This is a genomic window from Stenotrophomonas sp. HMSC10F07 (assembly GCF_001807895.1).
Classification (GTDB): Bacteria; Pseudomonadota; Gammaproteobacteria; order Xanthomonadales; family Xanthomonadaceae; genus Stenotrophomonas; species Stenotrophomonas sepilia.
Map to the genome: position 1 here is coordinate 1 of NZ_KV791335.1, position 16,361 is coordinate 16,361.

The window sequence follows — 16,361 nt, forward strand, 5'->3', positions numbered from 1 at the left end:
CGGCGCCGGCGTGGTCTCGAAGATCATCGAGTAAGCCTGCAGTACCGGTGGTTGCATAGCGCCGCCGGTTACGCGAATGGCGGGCCGGGAACCTCGGTCCGCCTTCGCCGTCTAAGGGAAGGCAAGTTTTCAACGTACGCCAGTAGCTCAATTGGCAGAGCAGCGGTCTCCAAAACCGCAGGTTGGGGGTTCGAGTCCCTCCTGGCGTGCCATCTGCCCACCTTATCCAGCGGCCTGGGCCGCTAAAGCAGACACAGCCGGATGAATAGCAAGATCGAACACTCCAAGGACAACTCCGCCAACGGTGGAGATATCGTCAAGTATGTCGCCGCATCGCTGCTGGTGCTGGCCGGTCTGTTCGTCTGGTTCTGGTTCTCCGCGGACTCCGGTCGCGCCGCCCAGCTGGGTGCGTGGGCGGGTCAGTTGCGTGCATTGGCGGTCGTGGTCGGTCTGGTTGGCGGTATCGGCGTGTTCATGCTGACCGGCAAGGGGCGCGACACCCGCGAATTCCTCTCCGAGTCGCGCTTCGAACTGCGCAAGGTGGTCTGGCCGACGCGCCAGGAAGCCGTCCGCATGACCTGGGTCGTGATCGTCGTGGTGCTCATCCTCAGCCTGCTGCTGGGTGGCTTCGACTTCCTGATCCAGAAACTGACTCAGTGGTTCCTGAGCCGCTAAGGAGAATTGCATGAAGCGTTGGTACGTCGTTCACGCCTATTCGGGCTTCGAGAAGTCGGTGGCGCAGGCTCTGCGCGATCGCATCGTCCGTGACGGCATGGAAGAGCGCTTCGGCGACGTCCTGGTCCCGACCGAGGAAGTGGTCGAGATGCGCGCCGGCCAGAAGCGCCGTTCCGAGCGCAAGTTCTTCCCGGGTTACGTGCTGGTCCAGATCGAGACCCACGAGGAAGCCGGCATTCCGCGCATCGACAACGAAAGCTGGCATCTGGTCAAGGAAACCCCGCGGGTCATGGGCTTCATCGGCGGCACCGCCGATCGTCCGCTGCCGATCGCCGATTCCGAGGCCGAGGCCATCCTGAATCGCGTTCAGGAAGGTGTCGAGAAGCCGCGTCCGAAGGTGCTGTTCGAGCCGGGCCAGATGGTCCGCGTCACCGACGGTCCGTTCAACGATTTCAATGGCGTCGTCGAAGAAGTCAACTACGAGAAGAGCCGTCTGCGCGTCTCGGTGCTGATCTTCGGTCGTGCCACTCCGGTCGAGCTCGAGTTCGGCCAGGTCGAAAAGGCCGTCTGACCTGTGCTGTCGAGTCGAGCCATGCTCGACTCCGGGGTCTGGATGGTGCGGTAGTCGGGCAAGGCTCGACTCTCCAAAGGGAACCGGGCCTGGCCCGGTTCCGTTCGTTTACCTGCCGCTTCAGGCATGTGAAGAAAAAACCTGTTATAGTGCGCGGCTCCCCGCTGGGAAAGCCAGCAGGACGAGGCCGCCGCAAGGTGGCCTTCAGCATGATTTCAAAACGCGATGCCGGGACGCGTGATTCCCGGTCCGATGGGGAGCCTGTTGTCGAAAGGCGCTAGCACCCGGAGAGCACTCACATGGCAAAGAAAGTTGTCGGTTACATCAAGCTGCAGGTGAAGGCCGGTCAGGCCAACCCCTCGCCGCCGGTCGGTCCTGCGCTGGGTCAGCGTGGCCTGAACATCATGGAATTCTGCAAGGCGTTCAACGCTGCCACGCAGAAGCTCGAGCCGGGTCTGCCGGTTCCGGTGATCATCACGGCCTACTCGGACCGTACGTTCACCTTCATCACCAAGAGCACCCCGGCTACCACCCTGCTGAAGAAGGCCGCTGGCATCTCGTCGGGCTCCAAGCGCCCGAACACCGAGAAGGTCGGCAAGGTCACCCGTAAGCAGCTGGAAGAGATCGCCAAGGCGAAGGAACCGGATCTGACTGCCGCCGACCTGGACGCCGCCGTGCGTACCATCGCTGGCTCTGCCCGTTCCATGGGCCTCGTGGTGGAGGGTTAATAAGATGGCACAGACCAAGCGTGAGAAGGCCATCAAGGCCGCCGTCGTTCCGGGCAAGGCATACGCCTTCGAGGACGCGATCAACATCCTGAAGACCGCCACCAAGGCCAAGTTCGTCGAGTCGATCGACGTTGCCGTGCGCCTGGGCGTCGATGCGAAGAAGTCCGACCAGCAGGTCCGTGGCTCCACCGTGCTGCCGGCCGGTACCGGCAAGTCGGTCCGCGTCGCCGTGTTCGCTCCGGCCGGTGCCAAGGCTGACGAAGCCCTGGCTGCTGGCGCCGACGCCGTCGGTATGGATGACCTGGCCGAGAAGATGCAGGCCGGCGATCTGAACTACGACGTCGTCATCGCGACCCCGGACGCCATGCGCGTCGTCGGTAAGCTGGGCACCGTGCTGGGCCCGCGCGGCCTGATGCCGAACCCGAAGGTCGGCACCGTTTCCCCGAACCCGGGTGAAGCCGTGAAGAACGCCAAGTCGGGTCAGGTCCGTTACCGCACCGACAAGGCCGGCATCATCCACTGCACCATCGGCAAGGCCGACTTCGCCGAAGACGCGCTGAAGTCGAACCTGACCGCGCTGCTGCTGGACCTGATCAAGGCCAAGCCGGCCACCTCGAAGGGCACCTACCTGCAGAAGGTTTCGGTCAGCTCGACGATGGGCCCGGGCGTCACCGTCGACCAGTCGTCGCTGACCCTGAAGTAATTGTTTCAAGCGGTCACGGTGCCCCGGGTGCCGTGACCGTGACATTTGAAGGCATCGCTGGCAGTGCATCGCCCGCGGTAGCCGTCAAAGACCGCAGGCGCGGTCGTGGCAATACCGGCGACGGGCATGGAAGCTCGATCTGGCAAGGAGTCGCCGCCGGAGCAGTCAGGAGCGCTTAATCGATTCCCCGGAATCACCCTGCGTAGATGGTGCCCTTCTGGAGTTTTTCTGGTTCACGCACGTCTGGGTTTCCCAGGTTGGCCCACTCCAGGTCTAGAACGGCCCACCCCCGGAACATCATCCCGATGTTCCCGGCGTCCAGGACGGATGCCGCACAGGACCGCACACGGCAGGAGCCGTAAGCGGAGTTCAATAGGAGGAGTGCAATGGCTCTCAATCTGTCCCAGAAGCAAGAAGTAGTCGCCGAGCTGGCAGACGTCGCCGCCAAGGCCCACTCCTTGATCGCAGCCGAATACGCTGGCACCACGGTCGCCCAGATGACCGCGATGCGCAAGCAGGCTCGTGAAACCGGTGTTTTCTTGAAGGTTGTCAAGAACACCCTGGCTTCGCGCGCCGTTGAAGGCACCGAGTTCGCAGTCGCCCAGGACCAGATGGTTGGTCCGCTGCTGTACGCGTTCTCGCTCGAGGAGCCCGGCGCTGCCGGTCGCCTGATCAAGGAAGCCGCCAAGGGCAACGACAAGCTGAAGGCTAAGGTCGTCGCCATCGGTGGTGAAGTGTTCCCGGCGAGCCACGTCGACGTGCTGGCATCGCTGCCGACCCGCGACCAGGCCCTGGCCATGCTGGCCCGCGTCCTGACCGAGCCGGTCACGATGTTTGCCCGCGCCATCAAGGCCGTTGGCGAGAAGCAGGGGGGTGGCGATGTCGCCGCTGACGCTGCCGAGCCGGCCGCCGAGACCGCCTGAGTTTCGACTTACCGTGGTTCCTGACGGAACCTCAATCCAGAAAATCATCCAAAGGTATTAATCATGTCCCTTACCAACGAACAGATCGTCGACGCCATCGCCGAGAAGTCCCTGATGGAAGTGATGGAGCTGGTCAAGGCCATCGAAGAGAAGTTCGGCGTCTCCGCCGCTGCTCCGGTTGCCGTGGCTGCTGCCGCTGGCCCGGCTGCTGCTGTTGAAGAGCAGACCGAATTCGTCGTCACCCTGAAGACTGCCGGCGAGAAGAAGGTCGAAGTCATCAAGGCCGTCCGCGCCATCACCGGCCTGGGCCTGAAGGAAGCGAAGGACCTGGCCGAAGCCGGCGGCGTCCTGAAGGACAACGCTTCGAAGGAAGAAGCCGAGAAGATGAAGAAGGACCTGGAAGCTGCTGGCGCGACTGTCGAAGTCAAGTAAGCAGTTACCTTGCATCGCCACCGATTCGCGGCGATGCAGCCAAGGCTGGGGGCGTAAGCCCCCGGCCTTTGGTCGTTGTAGCGGTGTTGTAGATCCGCGCCATGCGTGGATGTGAAAAATGCAGGAAAAAGCCCAACACGGGCTGCAGTCAAACCCCGGCAGGCCAGCGCCGAGCGCGGTAGCGGGGGAGTGGTAGCAGACGAGTTGGCAGTTGGAAGTAGCGGGAGAAGGCGTGCTGGTGCCGGCAATACCAGCGACTTCCAACTGACAATTTCAAGTTCCCTTCGGATCGTGGGCGCACGATCCGCACAACAAGGTGGAAGACCTCATGACGTCCTATTCGTTCACCGAAAAAAAGCGTATCCGCAAGGATTTCGGCAAGCAGCGCTCGATTCTCGAAGTGCCGTTCCTGCTCGCCATCCAGGTGGATTCCTATCGTGAATTCCTGCAGGAAAACGTCGATCCGGCCAAGCGCACGGACCACGGCCTGCACGCTGCGCTGAAGTCGGTCTTCCCGATCGCCAGCTACAGCGGCAACGCTGCCCTGGAATACGTCGGCTACAAGCTGGGCGAACCGGTCTTCGACGAGCGTGAGTGCCGCCAGCGCGGCATGAGCTACGGCGCCCCGCTGCGCGTGACCGTGCGCCTGGTGATCTACGACCGTGAGTCGTCGACCAAGGCCATCAAGTACGTGAAGGAGCAGGAGGTCTATCTGGGCGAAATCCCGCTGATGACCGAGAACGGCACCTTCATCGTCAACGGCACCGAGCGCGTCATCGTCTCCCAGCTGCACCGCTCGCCGGGCGTGTTCTTCGACCACGACCGTGGCAAGACCCACAGCTCGGGCAAGCTGCTGTACAGCGCCCGCATCATTCCTTACCGCGGCTCCTGGCTGGACTTCGAGTTCGACCCGAAGGACGCGCTGTTCACCCGTATCGACCGCCGCCGCAAGCTGCCGGTGTCGATCCTGCTGCGCGCGCTCGGCTACAGCAACGAAGAGATGCTGGCCGAGTTCTTCGAGATCAACACCTTCCACATCAACCCGGATGAAGGCGTCCAGCTGGAGCTGGTGCCGGAGCGCCTGCGTGGCGAGACCCTGGGCTTCGACCTCGCCGACGGCGACAAGGTCATCGTGGAAGCCGGCAAGCGCATCACCGCGCGTCACATCAAGCAGCTGGAAGCCTCGGGCATTGCCGCCCTGGCCGTGCCGGACGACTACATCGTCGGCCGCATCCTGTCGCACGACGTGGTCGATGCCTCGACCGGCGAACTGCTGGCCCAGGCCAACGACGAGATCACGGACGAGCAGCTGCAGGCCTTCCGCAAGGCCGGTGTGGATGCCGTGGGCACCCTGTGGGTGAACGACCTGGATCGTGGCCCGTACCTGTCCAACACCCTGCGAATCGACCCGACCAAGACCCAGCTGGAAGCCCTGGTCGAGATCTACCGCATGATGCGTCCGGGCGAGCCGCCGACCAAGGATGCCGCGCAGAACCTGTTCCACAACCTGTTCTTCACCTTCGAACGCTACGACCTGTCCGCGGTCGGCCGCATGAAGTTCAACCGTCGCGTGGGCCGCAAGGAAACCACCGGCGAAGCCGTGCTGTACGACAGCAAGTACTTCGGCGAGCGCAACGACGAAGAGTCCAAGCGCCTGGTCGCTGCCCACGGCGAAAGCTCCGACATCCTGGACGTGATCAAGGTCCTGACCGAGATCCGCAACGGTCGCGGCGTGGTCGACGACATCGATCACCTGGGCAACCGTCGCGTGCGTTCGGTCGGCGAAATGGCCGAGAACGTGTTCCGCGTCGGCCTGGTCCGCGTCGAGCGTGCGGTCAAGGAGCGCCTGTCGATGGCCGAGTCGGAAGGCCTGACCCCGCAGGAACTGATCAACGCCAAGCCGGTCGCCGCTGCCATCAAGGAGTTCTTCGGCTCCTCGCAGCTGTCGCAGTTCATGGACCAGAACAACCCGCTGTCGGAAGTGACCCACAAGCGTCGCGTCTCGGCCCTGGGCCCGGGCGGCCTGACCCGTGAGCGCGCCGGCTTCGAAGTGCGCGACGTGCACCCGACCCATTACGGCCGCGTCTGCACCATCGAAACCCCGGAAGGCCCGAACATCGGCCTGATCAACTCGCTGGCCGTGTACGCCCGCACCAACAAGTACGGTTTCCTCGAGACCCCGTACCGCAAGGTCGTGGACGGCAAGGTCTATGACGAAGTCGAGTTCCTGTCGGCCATTGAAGAGAACGAGTACGTCATTGCGCAGGCCAACGCGCTGACCGACGCCAAGGGCACCCTGACCGAGCAGTTCGTTCCGTGCCGCTTCCAGGGCGAGTCGCTGCTGAAGCCGCCGGCGGAAGTCCACTTCATGGACGTTTCGCCGATGCAGACCGTCTCGATCGCGGCCGCGCTGGTTCCGTTCCTGGAGCACGATGACGCGAACCGCGCACTGATGGGCGCCAACATGCAGCGTCAGGCCGTGCCGACCCTGCGTTCGCAGAAGCCGCTGGTCGGTACCGGCATCGAGCGCGCCGTGGCGCGTGACTCGGGTGTGACCGTGAACGCCCGTCGTGGTGGTGAGATCGTGCAGATCGACGCCGCCCGCATCGTGGTCAAGGTCAACGAGGAAGAGATCGTTGGCGCCACCGACGCCGGCGTGGACATCTACAACCTGGTCAAGTACACCCGGTCGAACCAGAACACCTGCATCAACCAGCGTCCGCTGGTCCAGGTGGGTGACGTCATCGCCCGCGGCGACGTGCTGGCCGACGGTCCGTCCACCGACATCGGCGAGCTGGCCCTGGGCCAGAACATGCTGATCGCGTTCATGCCGTGGAACGGCTACAACTTCGAAGACTCCATCCTGCTCTCCGAGCGTGTGGTGGAAGAGGATCGCTACACCACGATCCACATCGAAGAGCTGACCTGCGTCGCGCGTGACACCAAGCTGGGGCCGGAGGAAATCTCCGCCGACATCCCGAACGTCTCCGAGCAGGCGCTGAACCGCCTGGACGAGAGCGGCGTGGTGTACATCGGTGCAGAAGTGCGCGCTGGCGACATCCTGGTCGGCAAGGTCACCCCGAAGGGCGAAAGCCAGCTGACCCCGGAAGAGAAGCTGCTGCGCGCGATCTTCGGCGAGAAGGCTTCGGACGTTAAGGACAGCTCGCTGCGCGTTCCGCCGGGCATGGACGGCACCGTCATCGACGTGCAGGTCTTCACCCGCGACGGCATCGAGAAGGACAAGCGCGCCCGCCAGATCGAAGAGTCCGAAATCAAGCGCGTCAAGAAGGACTTCGATGACCAGTTCCGCATCCTGGAAGCGGCCATCTACATGCGTCTGCGTTCGCAGATCGTGGGCAAGGTGGTCAATGGTGGTGCTGGCCTGAAGAAGGGTGACGTGATCACCGACGCCTTCCTCGACGGCCTGAAGAAGTCTGACTGGTTCGCCCTGCGCATGAAGGACGAGGACGCCTCGGAAGCCATCGAGCGCGCCCAGAAGCAGATCCAGGCGCACGAGAAGGAATTCGAGCGTCGCTTCGCCGACAAGCGCGGCAAGATCACCGCGGGCGACGATCTCGCCCCGGGCGTGCTGAAGATGGTCAAGGTGTTCCTGGCGGTGAAGCGCCGCATCCAGCCGGGCGACAAGATGGCAGGCCGCCACGGCAACAAGGGTGTGGTGTCCAACGTGGTGCCGGTCGAGGACATGCCGTACATGGCCTCGGGCGAGACCGTGGACATCGTGCTGAACCCGCTGGGCGTGCCGTCGCGTATGAACATCGGCCAGATCCTGGAAGTGCACCTGGGCTGGGCCGCCAAGGGTCTGGGTCGCAAGATCCAGGCGATGCTGGAAGCCCAGGCGGCGGTCGCCGACCTGCGCAAGTTCCTGGACGACATCTACAACCACGACGACACCAACGTGGCCAACCGTGTCGACCTGTCGCAGTTCAGCGACGAGGAGCTGCTGCGCCTGGCCCGCAACCTGACCGACGGCGTGCCGATGGCCACCCCGGTGTTCGACGGCGCCACCGAAGCGGAAATCAAGCGCATGCTGGAACTGGCCGATCTGCCGAGCAGTGGCCAGACCCAGCTGTACGACGGCCGCACCGGTGAAGCATTCGACCGCCATACCACCGTCGGTTACATGCACTACCTGAAGCTGAACCACCTGGTCGACGACAAGATGCACGCCCGTTCGACCGGTCCGTACTCGCTCGTCACCCAGCAGCCGCTGGGCGGCAAGGCGCAGTTCGGCGGCCAGCGCTTCGGTGAAATGGAAGTCTGGGCGCTGGAAGCCTACGGCGCGGCCTACACCCTGCAGGAAATGCTGACGGTGAAGTCCGATGACGTGCAGGGCCGCAACCAGATGTACAAGAACATCGTCGACGGCGAGCACGAGATGGTCGCGGGCATGCCGGAATCCTTCAACGTGCTCGTGAAGGAAATCCGCTCGCTGGCCATCAACATGGAACTGGAAGACAACTGATCCATGCCGGCGCGGCGGTCCGCCGCCGCGCCGCTGGCAGTGAACTGAAAGCCCATCGACACAGCATTCCTCCTTCTGGAGAACACCATGAAAGACCTGCTCAACCTCTTCAACCAGCAGCGCCAGACGCTGGACTTCGACGCGATCAAGATCGCGCTGGCCTCGCCGGACCTGATCCGTTCGTGGTCCTTCGGCGAAGTGAAGAAGCCGGAAACCATCAACTACCGTACCTTCAAGCCGGAACGCGACGGCCTGTTCTGCGCCGCCATCTTCGGCCCGGTGAAGGACTACGAGTGCCTGTGCGGCAAGTACAAGCGCATGAAGCACCGCGGCGTGGTCTGCGAAAAGTGCGGCACCGAAGTGACCCTGGCCAAGGTGCGCCGCGAGCGCATGGGCCACATCGACCTGGCCTCGCCGGTCGCGCACATCTGGTTCCTCAAGTCGCTGCCGTCGCGCATCGGCCTGATGCTGGACATGACCCTGCGCGACATCGAGCGCGTGCTGTACTTCGAAGCGTACGTGGTGACCGAGCCGGGCCTGACCGCCCTGGAGCGCCGCCAGCTGCTGACCGAGGAACAGTACCTGCAGGCGCGCCAGGAACACGGTGACGACTTCGACGCCGCCATGGGCGCCGAGGCCGTCTACGAACTGCTGCGCACGATCGATCTGCAGTCCGAGATGACCCGCCTGCGCGAGGAAATCGCCGCTACCGGTTCGGAAACCAAGCTCAAGCGCCTCACCAAGCGCATCAAGCTGATCGAAGCCTTCCTGGAATCGGGCAACCGTCCGGAATGGATGGTCATGACCGTGCTGCCGGTGCTGCCGCCGGACCTGCGTCCGCTGGTCCCGCTGGATGGCGGCCGCTTCGCGACCTCCGACCTGAACGACCTGTACCGCCGCGTCATCAACCGCAACAACCGCCTGCGCCGCCTGCTCGAACTGAGCGCGCCGGACATCATCGTGCGCAATGAAAAGCGCATGCTGCAGGAATCGGTCGATGCACTGCTGGACAACGGCCGCCGCGGTCGTGCCATCACCGGCACCAACAAGCGCCCGCTGAAGTCGCTGGCCGACATGATCAAGGGCAAGCAGGGCCGCTTCCGCCAGAACCTGCTCGGCAAGCGCGTCGACTACTCGGGCCGTTCGGTCATCGTGGTCGGCCCGTACCTGCGCCTGCACCAGTGCGGCCTGCCGAAGAAGATGGCGCTTGAGCTGTTCAAGCCGTTCGTCTTCGCCAAGCTGCAGCGTCGTGGCCTGGCCACCACCATCAAGGCTGCCAAGAAGCTGGTCGAGCGCGAAGAAGCCGAAGTCTGGGACATCCTGGAAGAGGTCATCCGCGAGCATCCGGTGATGCTGAACCGTGCGCCGACCCTGCACCGTCTGGGCATCCAGGCGTTCGAGCCGGTACTGATCGAGGGCAAGGCCATCCAGCTGCACCCGCTGGTCTGCACCGCGTTCAACGCCGACTTCGACGGTGACCAGATGGCCGTCCACGTGCCGCTCTCGCTGGAAGCCCAGCTGGAAGCGCGTGCGCTGATGATGTCGACCAACAACATCCTGTCGCCGGCCAACGGTGAGCCGATCATCGTGCCGTCGCAGGACGTCGTGCTGGGTCTGTACTACATGACCCGCTCGCTGGAGAACAAGAAGGGCGAGGGCATGGCCTTCGCCAACATCGCCGAAGTCAAGCGCGCCTACGACAACCGCGTGGTGGAACTGCACGCCAAGGTCAAGGTCCGCATCACCGAGGTGGTGACCGACGAAGACGGCAACAAGCAGAACAAGACCTCGATCGTGGACACCACGATCGGTCGCGCCCTGCTGGCTGAAATCCTGCCGGAAGGCCTGCCGTTCGCGCTGGCCAATGTCGAGCTGACCAAGAAGAACATCAGCCGCCTGATCAACTCCAGCTACCGCCAGCTCGGCCTGAAGGACACGGTCGTGTTCGCCGACAAGTTGATGTACACCGGTTTCGCCTATGCGACCCGCGCCGGCGTCTCGATCGGCATCGACGACATGCTGATCCCGGACGAGAAGAAGGGCATCCTCACCGAGGCCGAAGCCGAAGTGCTGGAGATCCAGGAGCAGTACCAGTCGGGCCTGGTCACCGCCGGCGAGCGCTACAACAAGGTGGTCGACATCTGGTCGCGCACCAACGAGCGCATCGCCAAGGCGATGATGGACACCATCGGTACCGAGAAGGTCGTCAATGCCAAGGGCGAGACCATCGACCAGAAGTCGATGAACTCGCTGTACATCATGGCCGACTCCGGTGCGCGTGGTTCGCAGGCGCAGATCCGTCAGCTGGCCGGCATGCGTGGCCTGATGGCCCGCCCGGACGGCTCGATCATCGAGACGCCCATCAAGGCGAACTTCCGTGAAGGCCTGAACGTGCAGGAGTACTTCAACTCCACCCACGGTGCCCGTAAGGGTCTGGCCGATACCGCGCTGAAGACCGCGAACTCCGGTTACCTGACCCGTCGCCTGGTCGACGTGGCGCAGGACGTGGTGATCACCGAAGTGGATTGCGGTACCACCGAAGGCCTGACCATGACCCCGATCGTGGAAGGCGGCGACGTGGTCGAGCCGCTGAAGGATCGCGTGCTGGGCCGCGTGGTTGCCGAGGACGTGTTCCTGCCGGGCAACGACGAAGATCCGATCGTCACCCGCAACACCCTGCTGGACGAAGCCTGGGTTGCCAAGCTGGAAGATGCCGGCGTGCAGACCATCAAGGTCCGCTCGACCATCTCCTGTGAATCGGCCTTCGGTGTCTGCTCGCGCTGCTACGGCCGCGACCTGGCCCGTGGCCACCTGGTCAACATCGGTGAAGCGGTCGGCGTCATCGCCGCCCAGTCCATCGGTGAGCCGGGTACCCAGCTGACCATGCGTACGTTCCACATCGGTGGTGCGGCGTCGCGAGCTGCTGCGGTCGACAACATCACCGTCAAGACCACCGGCTCGGTCAAGTTCAGCAACCTCAAGTCGGTCGAGCACGCCAACGGCTCGCTGGTGGCGGTGTCGCGCTCGGGCGAAATCTCGGTGCTCGATGCGCACGGCCGTGAGCGTGAGCGTTACAAGCTGCCGTACGGTGCAACCATCACGTCCAAGGACGGCGATGCGATCAAGGCGGGCCAGACCGTGGCCAACTGGGATCCGCATAACCACCCGATCGTGTCGGAAGTGGCCGGCTTCATCCGCTTCATCGACTTCGTCGACGGCATCACCGTCATCGAGAAGACCGACGAGCTGACCGGCCTGGCGTCGCGCGAGATCACCGATCCGAAGCGTCGTGGTACCCAGGCCAAGGACCTGCGCCCGATCGTGCGCATCGTCGACGCCAAGGGCAACGACCTGTCGATCCCGGGTACCGACCTGCCGGCGCAGTACCTGCTGCCGCCGCGCTCGATCGTCAACCTGCAGGACGGCGCCCCGGTGGGCGTGGGCGACGTTGTCGCCAAGATCCCGCAGGAAGCGTCGAAGACCCGCGACATCACCGGTGGTCTGCCGCGCGTGGCCGACCTGTTCGAAGCGCGCAAGCCGAAGGATCCGGCGGTGCTGGCCGAGCGTTCGGGCATCATCAGCTTCGGCAAGGACACCAAGGGCAAGCAGCGCCTGATCATCAAGGACACCGATGGTTCGGAGCACGAAGAGCTGATCCCGAAGTACCGCCAGGTCATCGTGTTCGAAGGCGAGCATGTCACCAAGGGTGAAACCATCGTGGACGGCGAGCCGAGCCCGCAGGACATCCTGCGCCTGCTGGGTGTCGAGCCGCTGGCTGCCTACCTGGTCAAGGAAATCCAGGACGTGTACCGCCTGCAGGGCGTGAAGATCAACGACAAGCACATCGAGGTGATCACCCGCCAGATGCTGCGCAAGGTCGAGATCACCGACCAGGGCAGCAGCAAGTTCCTGAACGGCGAACAGGTGGAGCGCCAGCGCGTTATCGAGGAGAATGCGCGCCTGTCGACCCGCAACGAACTGCCGGCGCGCTTCGATCCGGTCCTGCTGGGTATCACCAAGGCCTCGCTGGCGACCGAATCGTTCATCTCGGCGGCCTCCTTCCAGGAGACCACCCGAGTGCTGACCGAGGCTGCCGTCCGCGGTACCAAGGACAACCTGCGTGGCCTGAAGGAAAACGTCATCGTCGGCCGCCTGATTCCGGCCGGTACCGGCCTGTCCTACCACAGCAGCCGCCGTCGCGGCGCGACCGGTCTCACCGACTCGGAAATGCAGACCCTGGCCGGCACCCCGGCTGCGGTCGAGTCCCCGGTGGTTGAAGCCGAAGCTGAACAGGCCTCGGGCGAAGAATGAGGTATCCGGTCCGGCCGCAAGGCCGGACCACCCCATCGGTCCATCGATGGGATTGGGAAAGGGCAGGGGAGGTCGTCCGTGATCGACCCAGCCAATCTGAACGGGGTACATGGAGGCCCCCCAGTAACGTCCCGGGATCAGGGACGGGCTTGACAGGAGGCGTTTGACTGCTTTCCTTGCAGGTTGCTACAATCGTCTGTCTCAGCAGGCCAAAATTTCGGCCTGCTTTAACATTTCCGCATCTCTGGCCGGATTTTCCGGCCACCAATCAGAAGAACCTACTGATGGCGACGATCAACCAGCTGGTCCGCAAGCCGCGGCAAGCGACCACCTACAAGAGTGCCTCGCCGGCGCTCGACAAGTGCCCGCAGCGCCGTGGCGTCTGCACCCGTGTCTACACCACCACTCCGAAGAAGCCGAACTCGGCTCTGCGCAAGGTTGCCAAGGTCCGCCTGACCAACCAGGAAGAAGTGATTTCCTACATCGGTGGTGAAGGCCACAACCTGCAGGAGCACTCCGTGGTCCTGATCCGCGGCGGTCGCGTCAAGGACCTGCCGGGTGTGCGTTACCACACCGTTCGTGGCTCGCTCGACGCCGCCGGCGTTGCCAAGCGTCGCCAGGCCCGTTCCAAGTACGGCGCCAAGCGTCCGAAGGCATAAGGAGAGAGCACTATGTCGCGTAAGGGTAATACTCCGCAGCGTTCCGTCCTGCCCGATCCGAAGCACGGAAGCGAAACCATCGCCCGTTTCATCAACATGGTCATGCAGAGCGGCAAGAAGTCCGTCGCCGAAAAGATCGTGTACGGCGCCATGGACGTGATCACCGAGAAGAACAGCAGCGCCAACGCCATTGAACTGGTGCAGAAGGCTCTGGACAACGTCGCTCCGGCGGTCGAAGTCAAGTCGCGCCGCGTCGGTGGTGCCACCTACCAGGTGCCGGTCGAAGTGCGTTCGTCGCGCAAGATGGCCCTGGCCATGCGCTGGCTGATCGACTCCGCGCGCAAGCGTGGTGAGAACACCATGCCGAAGAAGCTGGCTGCTGAACTGATCGACGCCTCGGAAAACCGCGGCGGCGCCATCAAGAAGCGCGAAGAAACCCACCGCATGGCCGAAGCCAACAAGGCATTCGCCCACTACCGCTGGTGAGTTTGACGGCCTTGTAAAACAGGCAGGGCAGCACCACTTCGGTGCGTGCTGCCTCGCGGTCCCAGAAGGACTGCGCCAATCCGAAGGCCGCCGAAAGGCGGCGTTCGGCCATCCGAAATCCAAGAAATCTGAGAGGCTCCCGTGGCCCGTTCCACTCCCATCGAGCGTTACCGTAACTTCGGCATCATGGCTCACATCGATGCCGGCAAGACCACCACGTCCGAGCGCATCCTGTTCTACACCGGCAAGAGCCACAAGATCGGTGAAGTGCACGACGGCGCCGCCACCATGGACTGGATGGAGCAGGAGCAGGAGCGTGGCATCACGATCCAGTCCGCTGCCACCACCGCGTTCTGGAAGGGCATGGACAAGTCCCTGCCGGAGCACCGCTTCAACATCATCGACACCCCCGGGCACGTCGACTTCACCATCGAAGTGGAGCGTTCGCTGCGCGTGCTCGACGGTGCCGTCTTCGTCCTGTGTGCCGTCGGTGGCGTGCAGCCGCAGTCGGAAACCGTGTGGCGCCAGGCCAACAAGTACCACGTGCCGCGCATCGCGTTCGTCAACAAGATGGACCGCACCGGTGCCAACTTCCAGAAGGTCGTCGGCCAGCTGAAGGCCAAGCTGGGTGCGGTTGCCGTGCCGATGCAGCTGCCGATCGGCGCTGAAGACAACTTCAAGGGCGTCGTCGACCTGCTGAAGATGAAGGCCATCCACTGGGATGAAGCTTCGCAGGGCATGAAGTTCGAATACGGCGACATCCCGGCCGAACTGCAGGGCCCGGCTGAAGAGGCTCGCCAGTTCATGGTCGAGACCGCTGCCGAAGCCAGCGAAGAGCTGATGGAAAAGTACCTGGGCGGCGAAGAGCTGGCCGAGGCTGAAATCATCAATGCCCTGCGTACCCGCACCCTGGCCACCGAGATCGTGCCGATGTACTGCGGCTCGGCCTTCAAGAACAAGGGCGTGCAGGCCATGCTGGACGGCGTGATCCAGCTGCTGCCGTCGCCGGTCGACGTGCCGGACGTGAAGGGCGTGGACGTTGACGACGACACCGTCGAAATGACCCGCAAGTCGGACGACAAGGCTCCGTTCTCGTCGCTGGCCTTCAAGATCATCACCGACCCGTTCGTCGGCGCGCTGACCTTCTTCCGTGTCTACTCGGGCACCCTGAACGGTGGCGACACCGTGCTGAACTCGGTGAAGGGCAAGAAGGAGCGCATCGGCCGCATCCTGCAGATGCACTCGAACAACCGCGAGGAAATCAAGGAAGTTCTGGCCGGTGACATCGCCGCTGCCGTGGGCCTGAAGGACACCACCACCGGTGACACCCTGTGCGCCGTGGACGCCCCGATCATCCTGGAGCGCATGACGTTCCCGGAGCCGGTGATCTCGATGGCCGTCGAGCCGAAGACCAAGTCGGACCAGGAAAAGATGGGCCTGGCCCTGGGCCGTCTGGCCCAGGAAGATCCGTCGTTCCGCGTCAAGACCGACGAAGAATCCGGCCAGACCATCATCTCGGGCATGGGCGAGCTGCACCTGGACATCATCGTTGACCGCCTGAAGCGCGAGTTCAACGTTGAAGCCAACGTCGGTGCGCCGCAGGTGGCCTACCGCGAAACCATCACCCTGGCTGACGTCAAGTCGGACTACAAGCACGCCAAGCAGTCCGGTGGTAAGGGTCAGTACGGTCACGTCGTGATCGAACTGTCGCCGATCACTGCTGCCGACCGTGCCGATCCGAAGATCGCTCCGATGATCAAGGACGACTTCCTGTTCATCAACGACATCACCGGCGGCGTGATCCCGAAGGAATTCATCCCGTCGGTCGAGAAGGGCCTGCGCGAAACCATCACCAGCGGCCCGCTGGCTGGCTTCCCGGTCGTGGACGTCAAGGTGAAGCTGGTGTTCGGTTCGTACCACGACGTCGACTCCTCGGAAATGGCGTTCAAGCTGGCTTCGTCGATGGCCTTCAAGCAGGGCTTCGCCAAGGCCAAGCCGGTGCTGCTGGAGCCGATCATGAAGGTCGAGATCGTGACCCCGGAGGATTACCAGGGTGACGTGATGGGCGACGTCAGCCGTCGTCGCGGCGTGCTGCAGGGCTCCGACACCACCGGTGACGGTTCGGCCAGCATCATCAACGCGATGATCCCGCTGGGTGAAATGTTCGGCTACGCCACTGCACTGCGTTCGCAGACCCAGGGCCGCGCCACCTTCACCATGGAATTCGATCACTACGAGCCGGCTCCGACCAACATCGCCGAAGCCGTCATGAAGAAGGGCTGAGCCTCGCTCAGCCTCTCTTGAAACCACTTACGAACAATCAAGGTATAGAACAATGGCAAAGGGTAAGTTCGAACGCACCAAGCCGCACGTCAACGTCGGCACCATCG

At 63.5% G+C, this 16,361-nt stretch carries 11 protein-coding genes and 1 tRNA gene; all 12 read left to right on the plus strand.

Annotated features, from left to right (window positions below; genetic code table 11):
• The first annotated feature begins 136 nt into the window (after window positions 1-136).
• The 12 genes from HMPREF3114_RS02920 (at window position 137) to fusA (ending at window position 16,254) form a co-directional block, all read left to right on the plus strand.
• Window positions 137-212, plus strand: a tRNA-Trp gene (locus HMPREF3114_RS02920).
• Between the two features lie 49 nt (window positions 213-261).
• Window positions 262-675 (plus strand): preprotein translocase subunit SecE, encoded by a 414-nt coding sequence (secE, locus tag HMPREF3114_RS02925; RefSeq protein ID WP_004145202.1) that lies wholly within the window; start codon window positions 262-264, stop codon window positions 673-675.
• A 10-nt stretch (window positions 676-685) separates the two neighbouring features.
• Window positions 686-1,246, plus strand: coding sequence for a transcription termination/antitermination protein NusG (gene nusG / locus HMPREF3114_RS02930; RefSeq protein WP_004154362.1), 561 nt, complete (start codon window positions 686-688; stop codon window positions 1,244-1,246).
• A gap of 299 nt (window positions 1,247-1,545) precedes the next feature.
• On the plus strand, window positions 1,546-1,974 hold the full coding sequence (gene rplK, locus HMPREF3114_RS02935; RefSeq protein ID WP_004145248.1) for a 50S ribosomal protein L11: 429 nt from the start codon (window positions 1,546-1,548) through the stop codon (window positions 1,972-1,974).
• Between the two features lie 4 nt (window positions 1,975-1,978).
• Entirely contained in the window at window positions 1,979-2,677 is a 699-nt protein-coding gene (gene rplA / locus HMPREF3114_RS02940) for a 50S ribosomal protein L1 (protein ID WP_005415407.1), read from the plus strand.
• Window positions 2,678-3,063: 386 nt separating this feature from the next.
• The gene (gene rplJ / locus HMPREF3114_RS02945) at window positions 3,064-3,600 is read left to right on the plus strand and encodes a 50S ribosomal protein L10 (RefSeq protein ID WP_005408203.1); all 537 of its coding nucleotides are present in this window, start codon (window positions 3,064-3,066) and stop codon (window positions 3,598-3,600) included.
• Between the two features lie 63 nt (window positions 3,601-3,663).
• Window positions 3,664-4,032 carry a 50S ribosomal protein L7/L12 gene (rplL, locus tag HMPREF3114_RS02950; protein ID WP_005415408.1) on the plus strand — a complete coding sequence of 123 codons (369 nt, stop codon included), beginning with the start codon at window positions 3,664-3,666 and terminating at the stop codon, window positions 4,030-4,032.
• Window positions 4,033-4,360: 328 nt separating this feature from the next.
• On the plus strand, window positions 4,361-8,515 hold the full coding sequence (gene rpoB / locus HMPREF3114_RS02955) for a DNA-directed RNA polymerase subunit beta (RefSeq protein WP_005415409.1): 4,155 nt from the start codon (window positions 4,361-4,363) through the stop codon (window positions 8,513-8,515).
• Between the two features lie 87 nt (window positions 8,516-8,602).
• Window positions 8,603-12,826, plus strand: a complete 4,224-nt coding sequence (rpoC, locus tag HMPREF3114_RS02960) for a DNA-directed RNA polymerase subunit beta' (RefSeq protein ID WP_053500657.1) — start codon at window positions 8,603-8,605, stop codon at window positions 12,824-12,826.
• A 284-nt stretch (window positions 12,827-13,110) separates the two neighbouring features.
• Window positions 13,111-13,485: a 30S ribosomal protein S12 gene (rpsL, locus tag HMPREF3114_RS02965; protein ID WP_004145320.1), complete on the plus strand. Its 375-nt coding sequence runs from the start codon at window positions 13,111-13,113 to the stop codon at window positions 13,483-13,485.
• A 12-nt stretch (window positions 13,486-13,497) separates the two neighbouring features.
• Window positions 13,498-13,971: a 30S ribosomal protein S7 gene (gene rpsG, locus HMPREF3114_RS02970; protein ID WP_004145321.1), complete on the plus strand. Its 474-nt coding sequence runs from the start codon at window positions 13,498-13,500 to the stop codon at window positions 13,969-13,971.
• Window positions 13,972-14,112: 141 nt separating this feature from the next.
• Complete coding sequence (fusA, locus tag HMPREF3114_RS02975) at window positions 14,113-16,254, plus strand: elongation factor G (protein WP_049422946.1); 2,142 nt, start codon at window positions 14,113-14,115, stop codon at window positions 16,252-16,254.
• Window positions 16,255-16,361: the final 107 nt, after the last annotated feature.